The organism is Streptomyces sp. MMCC 100 (assembly GCF_041538145.2).
Lineage (GTDB): Bacteria > Actinomycetota > Actinomycetes > Streptomycetales > Streptomycetaceae > Streptomyces.
Map to the genome: position 1 here is coordinate 2,618,943 of NZ_JBGORK020000001.1, position 17,466 is coordinate 2,636,408.

Below are 17,466 nucleotides of genomic sequence, written 5' to 3' on the forward strand. Positions count from 1 at the left end.
CGGACAGCGGTGAAGAGGAGGAAAGGGCGCCGGGGGAGGACGAGGGGCGGGACACGGCCGTCAGCCCTCCAGGACCGTGCGCAGGTCCCACAGGGTGCGCCAGGTGGCCGAACCCTGCTCGGCGCGGCGCCGGACCGGCCCGTCCCAGTACCCGCGCAGCCGGGCCGCGTCGGCGGGATCGTCCTTGCGGACCACGCCGAGGAGATGCCCGGGCAGCAGCCCCAGTACGTCGCGGTCCCCGGGGAAGTAGGCCGCGGCGAGCCCCAGCGCGCCCGCGACCGACACGGCCTCCGCGGTGCTCATGACCGTGGAGGGGCGTTCGACCTCCCAGCCCTCCGCCGACCGCCCCTCGCGCAGGTCGCGGAACGCGACGACCAGTGCTTCCAGGACCACCTCGTCGACCTGGAAGGGAGCCCCGGCCCGTTCGACCGAGGCCCGTGCCTGGCTGCGGACCAGGGCCGTCTCGGCGTCGAGGTCCGGGATGGGGCCGACCGTCTCGAAATTGAAGCGGCGCTTGAGCGCGGCGGACATCTCGGAGACGCCCTTGTCGCGGAGGTTGGCGGTGGCGATCAGGTTGAACCCGGGTGTGGCGTGTGCCAGGGCGTCCTCGGTGCCCGAGAGCTCGGGGACGGCGATGCGCCGCTCGGAGAGCAGGGAGACCAGGGCGTCCTGCACTTCCGGCAGGCAGCGGGTCACCTCCTCGACGCGGGCGATGCCGCCCCGGGTCATCGCGGTCAGGACCGGTGAGGGCACGAGCGCCGTCCGGCTGGGGCCCTGGGCGAGCAGCAGGGCGTAGTTCCAGCCGTACTTGAGCTGGTCCTCGGTCGTACCCGCCGTGCCCTGCACCACCAGGCCGCTGGTGCCGCACACGGCCGCCGACAGCAACTCGGACAGCATGGACTTGGCGGTACCGGGCTCACCGACGAGCAGCAGACCGCGCTCCCCGGCGAGCGTGACGACGCACCGCTCGACCAGCGCCCGGTCGCCGACGAACTTGCCCTCCACCACCAGTCGGCGCGGCACCCCCTCGGGTGCCTCGGCGTCCTCGGGAAACTTCAGGGCACGGCCGTCGCTGCCCATGACGAAGGTGACAACGGCGCGGGGGGTGAGCCGCCAGGCGGGCGGGCGCGGACCGTCGTCGTAGGCGGCGAGGAAGGCCAGTTCCGAGGCGTACCGGTCTTCGGGCGGCACGATCTGGCGGGCAGTGTCGGGGGAGAGGGTGGTGGTCATCGACGGATCTTCCGGTGGGATCGGGCGGCGGTCACAGTGGCTTCGCGCGGGGTCACCGGCGGCGACCCTTGCGCGTGGCGCGGGTGGTGAGTTCCTCGTAGGCGGGAACGTCCTGGGCACGCATCCGCTCCCAGGCACGGGTGAACAACTCGGGCACCGGGAGCAGCGGAAGGGCCCGGAACCCTTCGCCGACCGGGTAGAGGCCCTCCTTCCACGTCTCCACCGGCAGGGCGGGCGACTTGAGGTCACGCCAGCCACAGGGCAGGAAGAGGGAACGGCCGGCCCGCGGCCGCTTGGCCTCGACGACCAGTTCCGTGGCGGCGAGCTCGGCCCGGGCCTTCTTCGACCGGGCGGGCCTCCAGCCGGTCCAGCGGGCGCAGTTGCGGTCCGTCGGGTCGGGCAGGGCGAGCAGTTGCAGGTAGAGCACGGCCGCGTCCTCGCTCAGGCCGTGGGCCGCCGCCGCCTCGGTGACGAGTGCCGGAACACTGACCGCGGGATTCTGGGCGGACCCGGTGGTCCCCTCGGGATCCAGACCGGCGTCGAGGGCTCGCGCGAGTTCGTCCCCCAGGATGGTGCGCAGGGTCCGCACCCCGGCGCCGTGCGCGGCACCCACGAGCCCTTCGACCAGTCCGAACACGGCGTCGTCCGGGCCGGTGAGACCCGCCGGTCGCACCAGTACGGTTTCCCTGTCACCGTGCCAGGGGCGCAGGACGAGGGCCTCACCGATCCGGGTCGTACCGTCCGCGTCGGCGCCGCCCGCGGCGGGCAGCCCGTAGACCTTGCGGAGTTCGGCGGCGGTGGTGCCGCCCTTCTCCGTCCACTCGAGACCCAGGTCGAACAGCAGTCCCGGGTCGGCGAGGCGGCTGCGCAAGGCGGCCAGACCCTGCGGCAGGGCCGCGCGCAGCGGGTGGCCGTGGGGGAGGGCGTAGGCGAGCGAACCGAGGGCGTCGACGGCGCCGGTCAGCGCATGGCGGCGGGGTACCGCGGCGGGGTCCTCCGCGACCAGCCGGCCGTTCTTGTCCGGCCGTTGGACCGTGGTGCGGCTGAGCCAGGGGGTGCGCGCCGGGTTGAGCACGGCCTCGGCGGACCCGGTCGGCAGGCCGTCCAGCGCTGCGGCCAGGTCCTCGGGCACGCGGACGAGGGAACCCAGACGCTCGGCCCACGTCCTGCCCACGGCGCCCGTGTCCGGCCCGGCCGTCCACAGTTCGGCGGGGTCGTCGGGCAGCAGGGCGCCGATGAGCGCGGCCCGGTCCGTGTCGGGGAGCGCGTTCAGCATGCGGTTGCCCGCGTCCAGCTGACGGGGCTTGAGCCCGGCCGTGGCGAGCGCGCCGGCGTCGAGACTCTCGACTTGTCCCGCGAGAAGCACGGTGGCCTGGAGTGGTCCGACGCCGCCGTGGGTGGCGGCGGCGAGGGCGGCGGGCGCCTCGGACTGCCAGGGCGCGGCTCCCTTGTCCCGGGTCAGCCGGGTGACCGCGGCGAGCGTGTCGGCCGGGAGCGTCGTGGCGTGCCGGGTCTCCCTCTCCAGCGTGAAGTGGGCGACCGCCCCGAACGTGTCCGCCGGATCGTGGTCGAGCGCGAGCCAGTTGACGCGGTCGCGGGCGTAGTCGATGTTCTGGCAGCCGAGGACGACCACGGTTCGGCCGTCCCTTCGCAGGACCTGGCCCGCACGCTCCTGCTGCCGCTTCTTGTCGTACGGCTCGCCCAGGACGATCTCCCGGAGGCCGTCACCGGGAGCGGCGAGAGGTCCTTCGGCGAGTGCCTCGAACAGGAGGAGCAACGCCTCCCGTTCGGCCTCCGGCGTGGTCGGTGCGGTGGCCCGGTAGGCCAGCGGCCGCAGTGCGCCCAGCAGCGTCGGCCAGACCATGCCGATGCCGGGGACGGTGTGCTCGTCGCTGTGCCACCCGTCGCCGAGGGCGGGCAGACGGGTGCGGTCGGGCAGCCGCCTGCCGTCGGCGGGCCTTCCCGAGAGCACGTGGTTCACGGCACGGATCTGCCGGAGCGCGGTCCACTGACCGTCGCCGCCCCACGACCCCCACATCCGGGCCAGGCCGTCGGCGGCCGCGCGCAGGGTCCGGTCGTCGCCGTGCCGGGGCCGGTAGTCCGCGAACATCCCCTCGGTCCGCTTCCGTTCCGGCTTCGGCTGCTCCGCGGGCGGTGTGACGAATCGGGTGACCGTGTCCGCGATCTGGACCGTGGTGCGGACCAGGGCGGTGACACCGGCGAGGAGCCGCTTGTCGGTGAGGCCGGGAAGCGTACGGGCCACGGCCCGCCGTACCACCTCCTCGGCGGACGGCACCGCCGGCCAGTTCCCGGCGGCGGTCGAGCCGGTGGCCGCTTCCGTGTCCGCGCCGGGATCACCGGCCGCTCCGTCCGCGGCCTTCGCCGCGCTCACCTGTGCCTGGCGTTCGGCCAGTGCCCGCGTCGCCGCACGCAGCAGGCCGGCCGCCTCCTCGTCGGTGAAGGCACGCAACACGGCCGACGCACGCTCGTCCCGGGGCCGCAGCGCGTGCCAGAAGGCGACCGGCGGGACGAGAGGTGTGCCCGCGGCGAATTCCCCGCCCCGCTCGTTCGGTGTCACTCGGCCGAGTACGCCCGTGTCGCTACCGTCGTCCTGTGCGAACAGGGCGATCTGGCGTCGTGTGCGGGCCACGACGGGCGCGGCGCCCCCGGGCAGCCGCAGCGCACCGAGCGGGGCGACGCGTTCGCCGTGCCGGGAGGTCCGCAGGGTGACGGTCCGGCCGTCGGGCGTACCCGCGGTGGTCAGTGCCTCACCCGCCTCCTCCTCGGCCCTCACCCAGCGCCCGAGTACGGTGCCGTCGGTTCCGAACGGGCTCTGCTCCAGACCTGGTTGCAGGGGCAGGACCTCGCACCGGTCCTGCAGCAGTGTCGCGTCGTCGCTGATGCCGAGGCGGAGGAAGGCGGGCAGGGACGCGCGACTGTGAGAGCCCGTCGCGGGGTCGTACTCCAGCCACACGTGCTGTCGCCCCTGCCTGCCCTGCCGCCAGTACGAGGTGCCGTCCCCGATGACGGGCCGGCTCGCGGGCAGGACGCTGTCGCCGGCGTGCAGGGTGCGTCCCCCGGTGGCCCGGCCGCCGCCCGGCAACGGGATGGAGACAGCGCCCGCGTCGTCGTTGCGCCACCAGTGGGAGATCCGCTCGCCGGTCAGTGTCAGGACCTCGGCCGGGCGCGTGGACCAGTAGCCGCGCTGCTTGCCGTCCTGCCACCACACCACGAGCAGTTCCCCGTCGGTGTAACGGAACTGTGGACGCTGCCAGCGGTCCAGGTCGGGCGGGAGCCGCAGGTCGTGTTCGAGCAGGATCCTGTCCGGGCCCACGACGACCGCCTTGTGCCCGCGGCTGAGGATCAGAAAGGGCCACGCCTCGTTCACGACCAGAGCGGTGTCGCGGTCCCTGTGCGCCCCGGCCCCGTTCCCCTTTCCGGCCCGGGCCCGGGTCTCGGCGTCGAGCAGCCGCAAGGCCTCTTCGAGGGCGGGCCAGCCCAGTTCGTCGAGAATGCCGGCCCGCACGGTACGTCCGAGCAGCGGTGCCGCCTCGTACCCGGCGACACGGGTGACGGCCTCGGGGTTGGCCCGGGGAGCCACCGACCGGTAGGGGCTCAGCCGGTTCAGTGCCTCGCGGGCCCCGGGCAGGCCCGCCGCGCCGGCGAGTGCACCGACGGCGCCGTCCAGCCACTCGCGCAGCACTCCGCCGAGTACGGGATGGTCGGCGAGGTGGTCCAGCACCTGGCCGGACCGCCGTTCGTGTCCCGCGGCCCCGACCGCCCGCAGCAGCAGCGGGCGCAGTCGCGCGTCCGCCGCGACCGCGGCCAGATCGCGCCGCCCGGGCCGGGCGTCGCGCACCCAACGGTCCAGTCCGAGGTGGACCTCGACGTCGGGGGCCGGCACGGCGAGGGGGATCTCCTGCGCCGCGCACAGGTCGAGCAGGGCGATGTCGACGCCCGCGTGCCGACGGCCGGTGAACAGGTCGACTGCCCGTCCCTCGGCGCGCAACCGGGGTGCCATCCGTGCGACGAGGGCGAGCGTGGCCGGGGAGCTGTCGCACACCGTGGCGCCGCGCTTGCGGTGCGCGGCCCAACGGCTCAGCCAGTCCGCCGCGTCGACACCGCACGCGACCTCGACCGCCGCCTCGCTCCCGCCCGCCGTCCCAGCGTCCTCGCCGGTCAACAGCCGGTCGGCACCGCACTCGGCCAGCAGTTCGAGCCAGAAGTCGTCACTCTTGGCGTCGTGGTCCAGTCCGGCCGGCATGATCTCCAGCAGCCGCTCCCTGACTGCGGGCCGCCGTTCGGCGAGGACACGCAGGGTCGCCCGGTAGGCGGTCCAGAAGGAGGCGGGTGCCCGGACCGCGGCGGGCGAGGCGACCAGGTCGGCGACGAGGTCGCACTCCGCTTCCACCCTGGGCAGCCCGGCCGCCTTGATCAGCACGCGCGCGTCCTGCGGCAGCGACGCGTACGGCGGCATACCGGCCGCACAGCGTTCCACGGCCAGCTGACGGAACTGCGCCCACGCCTCGGCGGCGTCCAACCGGGCGGCGAGATCCTTCACATGCTGCTTCAGCGCCTTGACCGTCAGGGCCCCGGCGAAAGCGAACTCCAGGAACACGGCACGCTGTCGCTGCTCGTCGACGGCGAGCGCGTGCACCCGCTCCGCGTCACGGGCCTTGCCGAAGAAGGCGGCGGCGTAGGTGGTGTTGTCGAACTGGAGGAAAACCCGTGCGGCCTGCTCGTAGAAGGTCGGCAGGAAGTGCGGCACGGCACGGCCGAGCCGATCGCCGAGCTTCTCGAAGCCCTCCTTGGCGGTGCCGGGGCGGGACTTGGCCTGGCGCGCGAGCCGCTCCACGTCCTTGACCAGGGCCAGCGCGTGGTGTCCGTTGGCCGGGTCGTTGACCAGGGCCCAGGCGGGGAATCCCAGGGTCTCCCGCCTGACCTGCCCGACTTCGGGAGTCTCCGCGTCCCGTACGAGTCCGAGGAAGTCGAGAGCGAGGTCCTCGGCCTCCCCGAGGGTGCCCGGCACCAGCCGGACGACGCTGCGCTCACCCAGCGCGGCATGGGTGTACGTACGGACGGTGAGGGTGTCGGCGTCCTCCCGGCCGCTGCTGCCCGGCGGCAGCAGCGCGCCGGCTTCGAGCAGGGCGGAGGCGGTGGCGTCGTCGGGGCCGCTGGCCCCGTGCGCGGCGGTGCCGCCGTGGGCCGTGGTGGTGGTGTTCATGGCGCTCATGCGGCCCGCTCCTCGTCCTCGATGTCGCGACCGGCGTACAGCGCGGCGGCCATGCGCATGCCCTCCGACCAGGCCACAGGACCGACCCGGCCCAGCTCCAGCACCCGCCCGGCGGTGTCGGTCCACATCAGGGGACCGGTCTCCGTCTCCTCGTAGCCGTCGTAGTCGCCGACCCAGACGCGGGCCTCCACGCCCCGGCCGTCCTCCCAGGCGGAACAGACGGCGTACCCGCCACGAACGCGGTGACCGAGCTGGGCGACCCGACCGTGCAGGAAACGCAGTTCCTTGAAGGCGCCGCCCGCGTACTCCTCGACGGAGGTGGCCTCGGCATCGAGTGCGGCGGGGCGGTGCCACACCTCGCGGAAGAGCTGCTGAGCCCGCTGCTCGACGCCGAGTTCTACGGCGAACTCCCGCAACTCCTCCAGGTCTTCGAGGAGCACGGGATGCGGAAGACGGACGAGGTCGGGAGTGATGCGCACCGTGTCTCCGTCGAGGTCGACGAGGCCGAGGCCGCGCTCCGGGTCGGCGTCCCGCAGGAAGCCCGCGACCTCGCCGTCGGCGCCGGTGACCACGAGGTCGCGCAGGGCGGAGCGCCAGGCCGGGTCGGGCCACACCCGGGTGAGCACGGCCAGGGGCACGGGCAGTGACCGCACCATCCACCGCTCCACGTCGCTCAGGCACTCGCGTTCGTGCCGCCCCAGCCACTCGGCGAGCTGCCGCAGTCCGACCACCGCGGGATCGTCCGCGAGCTTGGCCGGCACCGACTTCAGCCGCCGTCCGGTGGCGTTGCGGCACACCACCTTCCCGTCGTCCAGGGCGACCTCGTAGTCCCCGGCCGTCACCCACCCCATGAGTGCCTCCCCGCACCGCAGTGATCAAGTGCTGACGACTTTAGGCGAGGCCACTGACAACGCCGTGAGCGCTGGGGACGGAGGGCGGGGCGGCCGTGGGGGAGGGTGCGGGGGCTCGCCGTCAGTGGTCCAGGCGGACCGGCATCAGCAGGGAGAACGTACCCTCGTCGTCCGCCCTTCGGATCGCCAGCGGTGCCGTGGGGGCGGCTCCGAACTCCAGGACGAGCCGGTCCCGGTCCGCGGCGGCGAGCGCGTCCAGCAGGAACCCCCGGTCGACGCCGACGCTGTTCCCGTCCTCGTCGCCGTCCCCGCAGACGGTCACCGTACGGTCGTCCGTCGTCGCCAGCACGCTGACATCACGCGCGGTCCGGCCGGGCTCGCTCGCCTCGGTCACGCGGACGGGCCCGGTCTCCAGCGCCTGCCGGAACGCGGGCACATCGACGACGATCCGCCGCCCGGCCGGCAGCTGGACGAGACGGCGGTAGTCGGGGAAGTCGTGGGCCAGGCGCTCTCCCGACACCTCGCGCTTCCCCGCCTCCAGCGTCACGCGGTCGGCCTCGACGGCGAAGCGGGCCGGTTCGTCGTCACCCAGCAGCGCACGCATCGCGTCGACGAGCGGGGCGGGCACGACGACCTGTTCCCGCGGTTCGTCGTGTCCGACGGCGTCCACGCGAGCGACGGCCATCCGGTACCGGTCGGTGGCCACGACGTGGAGCGCGTCGCCCTCGACGTCGAACAGGACACCGCCGAGCATCGGCAGCTCGGGGTCCTGGCCGGCGGCGAAACGCACCGCGTCGAGCGCGGTCGCCAGTTCGGGCGCGGGAAGGGACAGGCGGACGGTGCCGGTACGCGGCGAAGAGGTCATGGGGTTCTCCCTGTGATCGAGTAGTGCTCGGAGCGTGGAGAACTCGCTGCACGTCTCGGCGAGCCCCATTTCCAGACGGCGCACGTGCGCCTGGAGGAGCTTTCGCACCAGGTCCGTGTCCGCGCCCGTCCAGCCGGCCAGCACCAGCCGGATGTCCGCCAACGGCATGCCGGCCCGCCGCAGCCGGGCCAGCAACCTGGCCTCGTCGAGCTGCTCGGGGGCGTACCAACGGTAGCCACTCACCGGATCGACCCAGGCGGGGACCAGCACACCGGCACGGTCGTAGAACCGCAGGGCGCTCACGCCCAGTCCGCTGTCGCGGGCCATCTCCCCAATGCTGCGCATCTCGCTCTCCACGTCCGGAACTCTGACCCCTTGACCAGGTCGAGGGTCAAGAACGGGGCGTCCCCGTAGTGGCCGGCCGGCTCGCACGGCCCGGCCGTCTGTCATTCTTGCGCCGTGCACAAGCCCAGCGCCGTCACGCCGGACGCCCCCACGGCGATACGGATGCCGCTCCTCACCCAGGAGTGGCTCGGCCTCGCCTTCGTCCACTGGGCCGTAGAGCCCTCCGCCGTGGCGGGACTGATGCCGAGCGGCACGGTTCCCGACACCCACGACGGGCTCACGTACGTCGGGCTCGTCGCGTTCCGGATGCACCGGGTCGGGTGGTTCAGGCTGCCCGGGATCCCCTACTTCGGCTCGTTCCCGGAGACCAACGTGCGCCTGTACAGCGTGGACGCGCACGGGCGGCGCGGCGTGGTCTTCCGGTCGATGGACGCCTCACGGCTGATACCGGTGGTGATGGGACGTGTCGGCTTCCGGCTGCCCTACCTGTGGTCCCGCATGACCGTCCGCTCGGTGGGCGACACCGTGACCTACACCAGTACCCGCCGCTGGCCGGGACCGCGCGGCGCCCACAGCCGCATCACCTTGCGGACCGGCGAACGCATCCACGAGCCCACGCCCCTGGAACACTTCCTCACCGCCCGCTGGGGCACGCACAACATGTTCTTCGGCGGGGCCGCGTACCTCCCCAACCACCATCCCCGCTGGCCCCTGCACCGGGCCCGACTCGTCTCCTGCGACGAGGACCTGGTCGCGAGCGCCGGGATACCCGCCCCGACGGACGCCCCGGTCAGCGTCCTCTACTCACCCGGCGTACCGGTGCGCCTCGGGCGCCCCGCCCGGCCGGTCGCCGCCGTGCCCGTCGGTCCTTGACCGCGGGCGCGCTTGAGGTACCACGGTGGCCCGCCTGAACCCACAGGGCGCACCCATCGAACCCGAGGCCGCGGACATCGACGCACATTCCATTTCGTGGATCGCTGCAGCGACCGGCCGTATCCATCTCCTGCGGTCCGTTCGCGTTGGCCTGAGCAATCCCGCCGAGACGGGACGACCTCCAGCCCGAGTTCGTCGGGGATCTGTGGATGCGGATCACGCCGGTGCGTTCGATCCCGGCCTCGCCTTTCATTTTTCACCCGCCGGGAACGGCTCACTATTCAAGCGACGCCGACAGTCGTGGTCTGGACGCGGGGCTGCGAGGGCCGCGTTCTCTACTGGACGGAGTCATGGGGGCACGCTTGGGAGGAAGCCGCTGCTCCGAGTTGGTCCAGAGGGACGCGGAACGTCTCCCGCGAGAACAGCACTGTGACAGCGGCGATCAGGCTTGCGGCCATGGCGAAGACGCATGCCGGCCACCACCGCGAGCCGTCGGCGCCGGCCATCGCTTGGGAGATCGACGGTGCGAACCCCGAGATCACAGCGCCGAGTTGCAGGCCGAGGGCCATCCCTGTGACCCGGTAACGCACGCTGAACAACTCGGCGAAGAGGACCGGGTGTATGACGTTCACCGGACCGTAGGCGACGGCGAGGGCGAGGATCAAGCCTGCGACGATCAGTCCGACGTTGGCGGTGCTGATCGCCCAGAAGTAGAACCAGACCGCTCCCGCGCAAAGCAGGCAGCCGCCGATCAGCACCGGACGGCGTCCAATTCTGTCACTGACGATCGCGGCGAGCGGCTGAGTGATCAGACACCCGGCGTAACCCGCGATCATCACCCATAGCATCACGCTTCCGGATATCTTCACGAAGCTGGTCGCGAATGCGAGGGGCATAAACGCACTCAGTCACCTTGTGGAACACTGGACTGAGATGGTTCTGCTGCGCGGTTCGGCCTGGAGCGTCCTTGATCGCTCGGTGATTCGGGAGCCAGGCGTGCAGGCCACGATGAGACGGGAATGTAGGGCGGGAAGCAGGCCGCTGGAGCCGACATTCCGCAATGAGGAAGATCCTCGATCTTGTCGGCGCCGCATGGACGACAACGCAACTCGCGCAGATCCTGCGCGCGGACCTCACGGCAGCGTTCGATCGCATTGTCCGCGACCACTTCTAAGGTCGTGTATGAAAAGTGGATCTTGGACTGTGAATGATCACGGTTCATGGGGCGGGGGATCTCCCGGACGAGCAGTGGGCGGTGTTGGAGCCGTTGTTCCCGATGGGCACGAGGGCGGGTCGGCCGCCGGTCTGGCCTCGGCGGCGGCTGATCGACGGCATACGGTTTCGGGTCCGGACCGGTGTTCCGTGGCGAGACGTGCCTGTCGAGTAGGGGCCGTGGGGCCCGGGTCTACAGCCTGTTTCGCCGGTGGCGGCGGGATGGCACCTGGCACCGCATCCTGACCCGGCTGCAGTCCCTGGCCGATGCGAGAGGTGCGATCACGTGGAACCTGAGTGTCGATTCCACGGTGTGTCGTGCCCATCAGCATGCGGCCGGGGCCCGCAAGCAGGGTCCTGCAGAAAGAGCCGCCGGGCGGTGTCTTCACTGAGCCGGGTGGTCACGGGCCGGGACGCTCGCGCGGCGGGTTCACCACCAAGCTTCACCTGGCGGTCGAGCAGAGCCAGACTGCACCATCCCCGACAAGGCCGACCAAGCGCGCAACCGCCAGAAGCTCGGTTCCCCCGGTGGCCGCCGGCCGCCACGCGTCGACCCAGTCGACTACCGCGAGCGTCATTCGGACTCGAGTGCGGGATCAACCGCCTCAAGAGACACCGAGCTGTTGCCACTCGGTGCGACAAGCCCGCGGTGCGCTTTGAGGCGACTGTGCTGGTCGCAGCGACCAACGGATGGCTATGACCTTGTCTCGCGCGTCATCACGTATGTGTTCCCGGTGTCGGGATCGCCGTAGAAGAAGAACAGCTTCAACTCGTCGTGCTGACCGCGATCCACGTAGAAGGACCACACGTATGTCGATGGGGGTTCGGGAGCCGAGGTGTCAGTGGCCGTCGCGGGGAAACGGCTCTCCACTCGGGTCCGGGCTGTCAGCGCGAGTCGGACGACCTGTCCGCCGTCGTCGTCATTCAGTTGCCAGGTTCCCGTACCGGACAGACGCCAGCCGTCCTCGAAGTCGAAGTCCTGCCCGTCGAGCTTTTCGAGAAGAGCCGTTCCGTCTTTACGAAGCGCCACGCGGGTCCCCTCGACGTTTTCCCAGCCCCCAGTGACTTCGGCCGTCGTGGTGTCGTGGATCCCTGTTCCCCCGTAGTACTGATAGGGGCCGGCGCATGCCGTCAGAAAAGCCAAAACCACCATCAAGCCGCCGAGAGCCGCCCCCCACGCACGCAACCTGCTGCCGCCCGCCACCAGGACCCCCACCCTCAGCCTGCATCGGCCAACCGATAGGGGTGAGCCGTGGAGAGATACCTTGTCAGACATGTTGAACGTGTTCAACTCTGTGACTGAGCGGGTGGCGCGTACAACCCCCGGCTCGTGCATCTAGCCCTGCCCGTAGTCACCGACGAGCACCGCGAACAGCGTTCTCAATACAACTAGGTCATGTCCGCGGGGCCCTGGCTTCAGAAGCCACAGGTTCGCCAAGTTGCAGTTTCAGGCCCCTGGTGACTCTCAGGCCAGCGGGCCCCAGCGGACGTTCCACTCGTCGATCGAGCGGTCGGCGACGAGCCCCCTTGTCCAGAGCGGGTCAGCGTCCATGGTGGAGGCCGCCGCGGCCGCGTCGGGGGCCACGATCGCGAGTACGGCGCCGGTGCCGTCGCAGAAGGCGCCGGCGGTCAGCAGATCGCCTCGGGCGTCAAGAGCGGCGAGCCACTCGCGGTGGTCGTCGAGCTGCGTGGCGCGGTCGTCGGCGAGGGCGGCGTCGTAGGTGTACCGGACGAGGAACTTTGCCATCTCAGGACTCCTTCTGGTGGGTGGAGACGAAGCCCCAGCGCGCGCCGAAGCTGGTGCGGGGGCCGGTGACGAGCTCGTCACCGACCCGCCCCAGGCCGACGCCGTGGCTCTTCAGATGTGCCTCGACCGCATCGAGGTCGACGACGTCGAAGGTCATCCGAACCAGCAACAAGGAGGCAATCGTGACATCGACTGACAGCGCGCCGAGCGCGGTCCCCACGAGTGACTACGACCCTTTCACGACCGAGGCGCTCGCCGATCCGATCCGCTATGACGGAGAACTGCGCGAGTACGCGTCGGTGGTCCACCTGACCAAGTACGACGTGTACGCGGTGACCCGCCAGGACCAGTTGCGCCAGGTGGGACGCGATCGCAAGAAGTTCTCGAACAAATCGCGCGCCTTCGCCGACCTGTCGCCCTACAAGCCGACGTTGATGCTCTTTCAGGATCCACCCGAGCACACCGCGATCAAGAAGCTGGCCCTGGAGCTGTTCTCCAAGGAAAACCTGCAAGCACTGGATGCCGCGTTCAGGGACGAGGCGGAACAGCTCATCGCCGGCGTGATGACCGATGGTGCGGTGGAGTTGGACGCCGTCGACGCGATCGGCACGAAGTTCATCACGAAGGTGTTCCTCGACGCCCTCGGCGCACCCGAGGAAGGACGTGAGCTGCTGAAGCATTTCGCCGATGCCGCGCTCAATTCGACGGCACCGAAGAACGACCTCTACTACCGCAAGCACGCCATCGGCGCTCCGGCACTTGAATGGGTCGAAGAGAACACCAAGCGGGAGACCGCCGGACAGCAGGGCTGGGGCAAGCAGGTCTATACCATGGTCGACGAAGGCAGGTTGAGCGAGGAGGACGGCCAGCAGCTCGTCAAGCTCGTTTTCGCCGCGGGCTTCGACACGACCGTGGGATCGATCTCGAACTCGATCCGCGCCTTCGCGGACAATCCGGACCAGTGGGCACTCCTCAAGGAGAATCCGGATCTGGTCGACAACGCGATCGAGGAGGTCCTGCGGTACTACCCGCCGGTCCGCTACACCGGACGCGTAGCCGCAGTGGAGTCGGAAGTCGACGGATATGTCATCCCCGAGGGCGCTCAGATGATGACGATGTGGTTGAGCGGCAGCCGGGACCCGAGGTTCTGGGAGAACCCGGATGCCTTCGACATTCGGCGGGAGAACATCTCCGGGCACATGTCGTTCGGCGTCGGAATCCACGCCTGCCTCGGACAGCACATCGCTCGGATGGAGACCCGGGCCGTACTCACCGCCTTGCTGTCGCACGTGGACAGCATGCAGCTGACCGGGGAACCGGAAGTGTCCGACAACATGCAGGGATTCGGCTTCACGAAGATTCCGGTGAGATTCCTCTCCAAGCGAAGTTAGAGACACGACGACCGGCAGCGCCGACGAGAGATGACTGAAGGAGCAAAATGACCACGCCGTACCGTCCCACTCTCATGTTCGAAGTCTACCGTTGGGCCGGCACCACGCCCGAGGAATTCCGCGAGCACTACATCAAGGTGCACGCTCAGCTGGGAAAGAAGATCCCGGGCGTCATCTGGTACGAGACCTTCCTCAACGAGCACCCGACTCCGAGCTGGCAAGCTCAGGAGCGCCCCCGCCCTGACGCGTACGTCATCATGAAGATTGAGTCTGAGGAAGCACTCGAGGAAATGCGGAATACGGAGGATTGGAGGATCGCGAAGGACGATGACATCGGCTTCGCGAGCCATTCCTTCTCGCAGCGCGTCGAGCGGATCACCTGGATACCCGACGCTGATCCGGTGGTCGTCAACGATTACTCGGCAGACTGAGCAGTTCGAGTCGTTGCTGCCGTATCTGGATCGAGCGGCGGCAACGGCTCGTTCTGGTGCGCCGCCCGTGCGGAAGCCCGGTGGGATACGTGCCTGGTGGCTGGTGCTGCCGGAGTTGCGGAGTCCACGAGGTCGAGCCGGACCAGCGGTGGAAGTCCGGCGCCTCCGCCGCGACGGATTTCTCCACCGCATCGAGAGCGGCGATCTGCCGACCTGACGTCTGCGACGTCCGATCTCTTCTCGGTGACCGAGAAGCCGTGTTCCGCAGGGGCTCACGCGCGGAAACCATGGCGGGCATGACGTCCACATCTGTGGGGCCCGGCTCCAACGACATCGAGGCCCCTCGCGTACCGGCCATCTACCACCCGACCCTGGGGGTACACGACCTCGAGGCAGCGCGCAGCTGGTTCTCCCGCGTCTTCGAGCTTCCGACACTGCGCTGGGAGGACACTCTCGATCTCGCGCAGCTCGAGCCGGACTACCCCGTGAACTACTCCTTCTTCATGTTCATCAAGGACTTTCACTTCGTGGTCCTCTGTCCTGAGCTGCACGCGCGGGGAGCGCTGGCCGGGCAGTCCCGATACCGTGGCGTCCCTGACGGAATGATCGGAATCGGCTGGTACACCGACGACGCGGTTGCGATGTTCGACCGTCTCGCGCGATTCGGTTTTCCGGCCCACGACCAGCGGGGACGGACGATCGGCGCGGACAACCCGCCGGTTTCATCGATCGCCAAGGACATCCTGGTCGGCTTCACCTTTCCGGAGCAGGCAGGCATGCGCCACGAGTTCGAGGAACTCGGGCACCGGCACCACGAGTTCTACTCCCGCAGGGCCGATCCCCGGCTGCGCCCTGGATGGACGCGGCCCGGTGTCGCCACCGACGATCCGCTTCGGATCGTCCGCAGCTCGCACCACACGATCGTCACGACGGATCTCGCGCGGGCCTTGCGGCTCTACGTCGATGCCTCGGGTGGCACCGTGCTGGCCGAGCGACTGAACCGGGAACTCGCTGCCACCAGCACGTTCGTGGCGCTGGGGGACTCGGTCGTCGAGTTCGCGGTGCCCGATCCCGGCAGTCCGCTCCTGGCGACGGTGGCCGACGGGCAGGACCACTACACGGAGATCAGCCTGCAAGTGGCCGACCTCGACACGGTGGACACGCATCTGCGTTCTGTAGGGCTCACGCCGCAGCGCCTCGGCGACGATGTCGTCACGATCGAGCCTGGTGAGGCCTTTGGCGTGCGCTGGCGGTTCATCGCGGAGCTTCCGTATCAGGCATGACTGATCAGCTGGCTGCCGTCGCGCGGCGGACCTTCTGCTTGAGCACGTTCAGTCGGGGGTCCGCCGCCCGCACGTCCGTGTCGGCGGCTCGCGCAATGGCTCGGGCGGCCGTGCGCAGCGCGGGAACGAGGGTCAGCCGTTCGTCCGTGGGCAGCGGCGTTGTCACGGACAGGGCCGCCATGGCCGTGCCGTCCCTGCCGAGGATGGGGACCGCAGTCCCGGATGTGCCGGGATGTATCCAGGCACGGGCCACGGCGAAACCGGTTTGGCGGACATCGGCAACGAGTTCACGGAGTCGCCCACGGTCGACGACCGTGGACTCGGTGAACCTCGTGAGCTTCGCTGTCGTCAGGATGCTCTCGCGGTTCTGACGGGAGGAGAACGCGGTGAGCACCAGGCCCGCAGCGCAAGCGAGCACGGGAAGACGGCTGCCAGGCTGAGTGATGTTGGTCGAGCTGCTGCGCGGGGAGGTGAGCTTCTCGACGTACAGAACATCGTTGCGGTCCAGCACCGAGAGTTGCGTGTGCTGTTGGACCGCCGCGTGCAGGTCCTCCATGTAGGGCAGGGCGACGTCTCTGAGCGTGAGCGCACCGGACGCACGGGTGGCGAGCTCCCACAACCGCAGCCCCATACGGATGCCGTTGCGCCCGTCTCGTTCGAGCAGGCCCGAGCGGATGAGATCGGTGACGATCCGATGAGCGCTCGGTACCGGGATGCCGGTGCGGCGCGCGATCTCGGACGCAGTCAGCGACTGCTCGTCGTCGAACACCTCAAGTATACGGATCACACGTTCGATCATCGTCTCGCCGTTGGCCGGCATGAGCCGCTCTCCTTCGCCCGACGCACGCTCAGGGCGGCGGCCGGGAACCTGCGTACATACTGCTGTGGGGCCACGGTGAGCCAACACCGATCACCTTTCACGTTAGCCCCCGAGGCGAGGCTCTCGCCTCAGGAAGTACCGGTTGCGCCGGCGGATCGCCGGGAGGGTCGGACGGGGGCTCCAGATGTACCCAGCCAGGAAGTTGGTGACGCAGCGTAGTTCCCGGGACCGCCCGGCGTGCGGCCGCGGAGGGCCGTGCTCTGGTCCCGTGCCGCCCGGTGGGCGGCACGGGACCGTCCCGATCCGACCATGGGAGGATGGGCGACGTGGTCAGGATCGGACCTCTCGGGCGAAGAACGCACGGCCGTTCGAGCGCGCGATGGCATCGATGTCGGTGCGGCTCAGTCCGTGGTCGAGGCCGCCGGCGAGGAGACCGGCGAGTCCGGTGAGCCGGCCGGGGATGAAGGGGCTTCGGTCCCGAATGCCGCGTGGCGACTGCCTCGGGTGGGTCGCCGACGGGTTCGACGAGGGGCCTGGTGGACTAGCGCAGTCACCTCGGCCTTCGTGACACCGAGGCCGTGCGCTCTGGGCGGTTGGGGCGTCGTCGAGGCCGTTCGTCTCGGTGGTCGGGCGCGAAGGCCGTGCCCAGGCGCACCCCGTGCAGCGCGGCGAAGACGATGGCGGCAAGGAGGAGCGAGCCGGGCCTGGACGGCACTCGGCCCCGCTGGTCAGCCGGTGAAGGGCATGGGACCGAACCGGCCCCATGCGACGAAGGCAGCCAGGGCGGGGTAGATCACATCGCCGGAGACGGTGGCTTTTTCGCCACGGCGCAGGCGCATGGTGACGGCGCAGGCAAAGAGCAGAACGAGTCCGGTGGCGGCCAGCGGCACCAGCACCGGCGCGATGTCGAGCACTGCGGGCAGAAGCAGGCCGACCGCAGCCGGCAGCTCGACGGCGCCGATGGCCTGGAGAGCGCCGGGGCTGAACTCCAGGACCCACTGCGCGGAGGGGCCCACCGCGGCCAGCTTCTTCTGCGGCACGAACATTTTGGAGCTGCCCACCAGACAGACAACGGAGAGACGTGGGTGACACCGTGCCATGTCACAGGAGTGCGGGCCGCCTCGTCTCGGGGGTGAAGGCATCGATGGACGTGGAGGAGCACATGATGGACTCGCGCCTGAACTA

General features: G+C 70.2%; 14 protein-coding genes and 1 pseudogene. 5 read left to right on the plus strand and 10 right to left on the minus strand.

Annotated features, from left to right (window positions below):
• Positions 1–60: 60 nt before the first annotated feature.
• The 4 genes from ABS735_RS12150 to ABS735_RS12165 form a co-directional block, all read right to left on the minus strand.
• Complete coding sequence (locus tag ABS735_RS12150; RefSeq protein WP_373906038.1) at positions 61–1,230, minus strand: ATP-binding protein; 1,170 nt, start codon at positions 1,228–1,230, stop codon at positions 61–63.
• A 52-nt stretch (positions 1,231–1,282) separates the two neighbouring features.
• Positions 1,283–6,463: a hypothetical protein gene (locus tag ABS735_RS12155; protein ID WP_373906037.1), complete on the minus strand. Its 5,181-nt coding sequence runs from the start codon at positions 6,461–6,463 to the stop codon at positions 1,283–1,285.
• Positions 6,460–7,314: a DUF4132 domain-containing protein gene (locus tag ABS735_RS12160; protein WP_373906036.1), complete on the minus strand. Its 855-nt coding sequence runs from the start codon at positions 7,312–7,314 to the stop codon at positions 6,460–6,462. Before ABS735_RS12160 ends, ABS735_RS12155 begins: the two co-directional genes overlap by 4 nt.
• Before the next feature lie 121 nt (positions 7,315–7,435).
• Positions 7,436–8,524, minus strand: a complete 1,089-nt coding sequence (locus ABS735_RS12165; RefSeq protein ID WP_373906035.1) for a DNA polymerase III subunit beta family protein — start codon at positions 8,522–8,524, stop codon at positions 7,436–7,438.
• A gap of 114 nt (positions 8,525–8,638) precedes the next feature.
• Here ABS735_RS12165 and ABS735_RS12170 point away from each other — a divergent pair, with 114 nt between their 5' ends.
• Positions 8,639–9,397 carry a YqjF family protein gene (locus ABS735_RS12170; protein WP_373906034.1) on the plus strand — a complete coding sequence of 253 codons (759 nt, stop codon included), beginning with the start codon at positions 8,639–8,641 and terminating at the stop codon, positions 9,395–9,397.
• Positions 9,398–9,732: 335 nt separating this feature from the next.
• Here the strand turns inward: ABS735_RS12170 and ABS735_RS12175 are convergent, their stop codons facing one another.
• Complete coding sequence (locus ABS735_RS12175; protein WP_373906033.1) at positions 9,733–10,293, minus strand: MFS transporter; 561 nt, start codon at positions 10,291–10,293, stop codon at positions 9,733–9,735.
• A gap of 311 nt (positions 10,294–10,604) precedes the next feature.
• Between ABS735_RS12175 and ABS735_RS12180 the strand changes: the two are divergent.
• Positions 10,605–11,309: pseudogene (locus ABS735_RS12180) on the plus strand (IS5 family transposase).
• Here the strand turns inward: ABS735_RS12180 and ABS735_RS12185 are convergent.
• The 3 genes from ABS735_RS12185 to ABS735_RS12195 all read right to left on the minus strand — a co-directional run bounded on the left by ABS735_RS12185 (position 11,304) and on the right by ABS735_RS12195 (position 12,528).
• Entirely contained in the window at positions 11,304–11,885 is a 582-nt protein-coding gene (locus tag ABS735_RS12185) for a hypothetical protein (protein ID WP_373906032.1), read from the minus strand. The pseudogene ABS735_RS12180 and the gene ABS735_RS12185 sit on opposite strands and share 6 nt — an antisense overlap.
• A 189-nt stretch (positions 11,886–12,074) precedes the next feature.
• A complete protein-coding gene (locus ABS735_RS12190) occupies positions 12,075–12,356 on the minus strand; it encodes a YciI family protein (protein ID WP_373906031.1) in 282 nt (93 codons plus the stop codon).
• A gap of 1 nt (position 12,357) precedes the next feature.
• A complete protein-coding gene (locus tag ABS735_RS12195; RefSeq protein WP_373906030.1) occupies positions 12,358–12,528 on the minus strand; it encodes a hypothetical protein in 171 nt (56 codons plus the stop codon).
• Positions 12,529–12,538: 10 nt separating this feature from the next.
• Here ABS735_RS12195 and ABS735_RS12200 point away from each other — a divergent pair, with 10 nt between their 5' ends.
• From ABS735_RS12200 to ABS735_RS12210, 3 genes are all read left to right on the plus strand, one after another.
• Complete coding sequence (locus tag ABS735_RS12200; protein WP_373906029.1) at positions 12,539–13,747, plus strand: cytochrome P450; 1,209 nt, start codon at positions 12,539–12,541, stop codon at positions 13,745–13,747.
• Between the two features lie 47 nt (positions 13,748–13,794).
• The gene (locus ABS735_RS12205; RefSeq protein WP_373906028.1) at positions 13,795–14,178 is read left to right on the plus strand and encodes an EthD domain-containing protein; all 384 of its coding nucleotides are present in this window, start codon (positions 13,795–13,797) and stop codon (positions 14,176–14,178) included.
• A 296-nt stretch (positions 14,179–14,474) separates the two neighbouring features.
• Positions 14,475–15,461 carry a VOC family protein gene (locus tag ABS735_RS12210; protein ID WP_373906027.1) on the plus strand — a complete coding sequence of 329 codons (987 nt, stop codon included), beginning with the start codon at positions 14,475–14,477 and terminating at the stop codon, positions 15,459–15,461.
• 4 nt (positions 15,462–15,465) lie between these two features.
• On the opposite strand, the gene ABS735_RS12215 is transcribed toward ABS735_RS12210, so the two are convergent.
• A complete protein-coding gene (locus ABS735_RS12215) occupies positions 15,466–16,281 on the minus strand; it encodes an IclR family transcriptional regulator (protein WP_373906026.1) in 816 nt (271 codons plus the stop codon).
• Between the two features lie 728 nt (positions 16,282–17,009).
• Complete coding sequence (locus ABS735_RS12220) at positions 17,010–17,381, minus strand: DoxX family protein (protein ID WP_373906025.1); 372 nt, start codon at positions 17,379–17,381, stop codon at positions 17,010–17,012.
• Positions 17,382–17,466 lie beyond the last annotated feature (85 nt).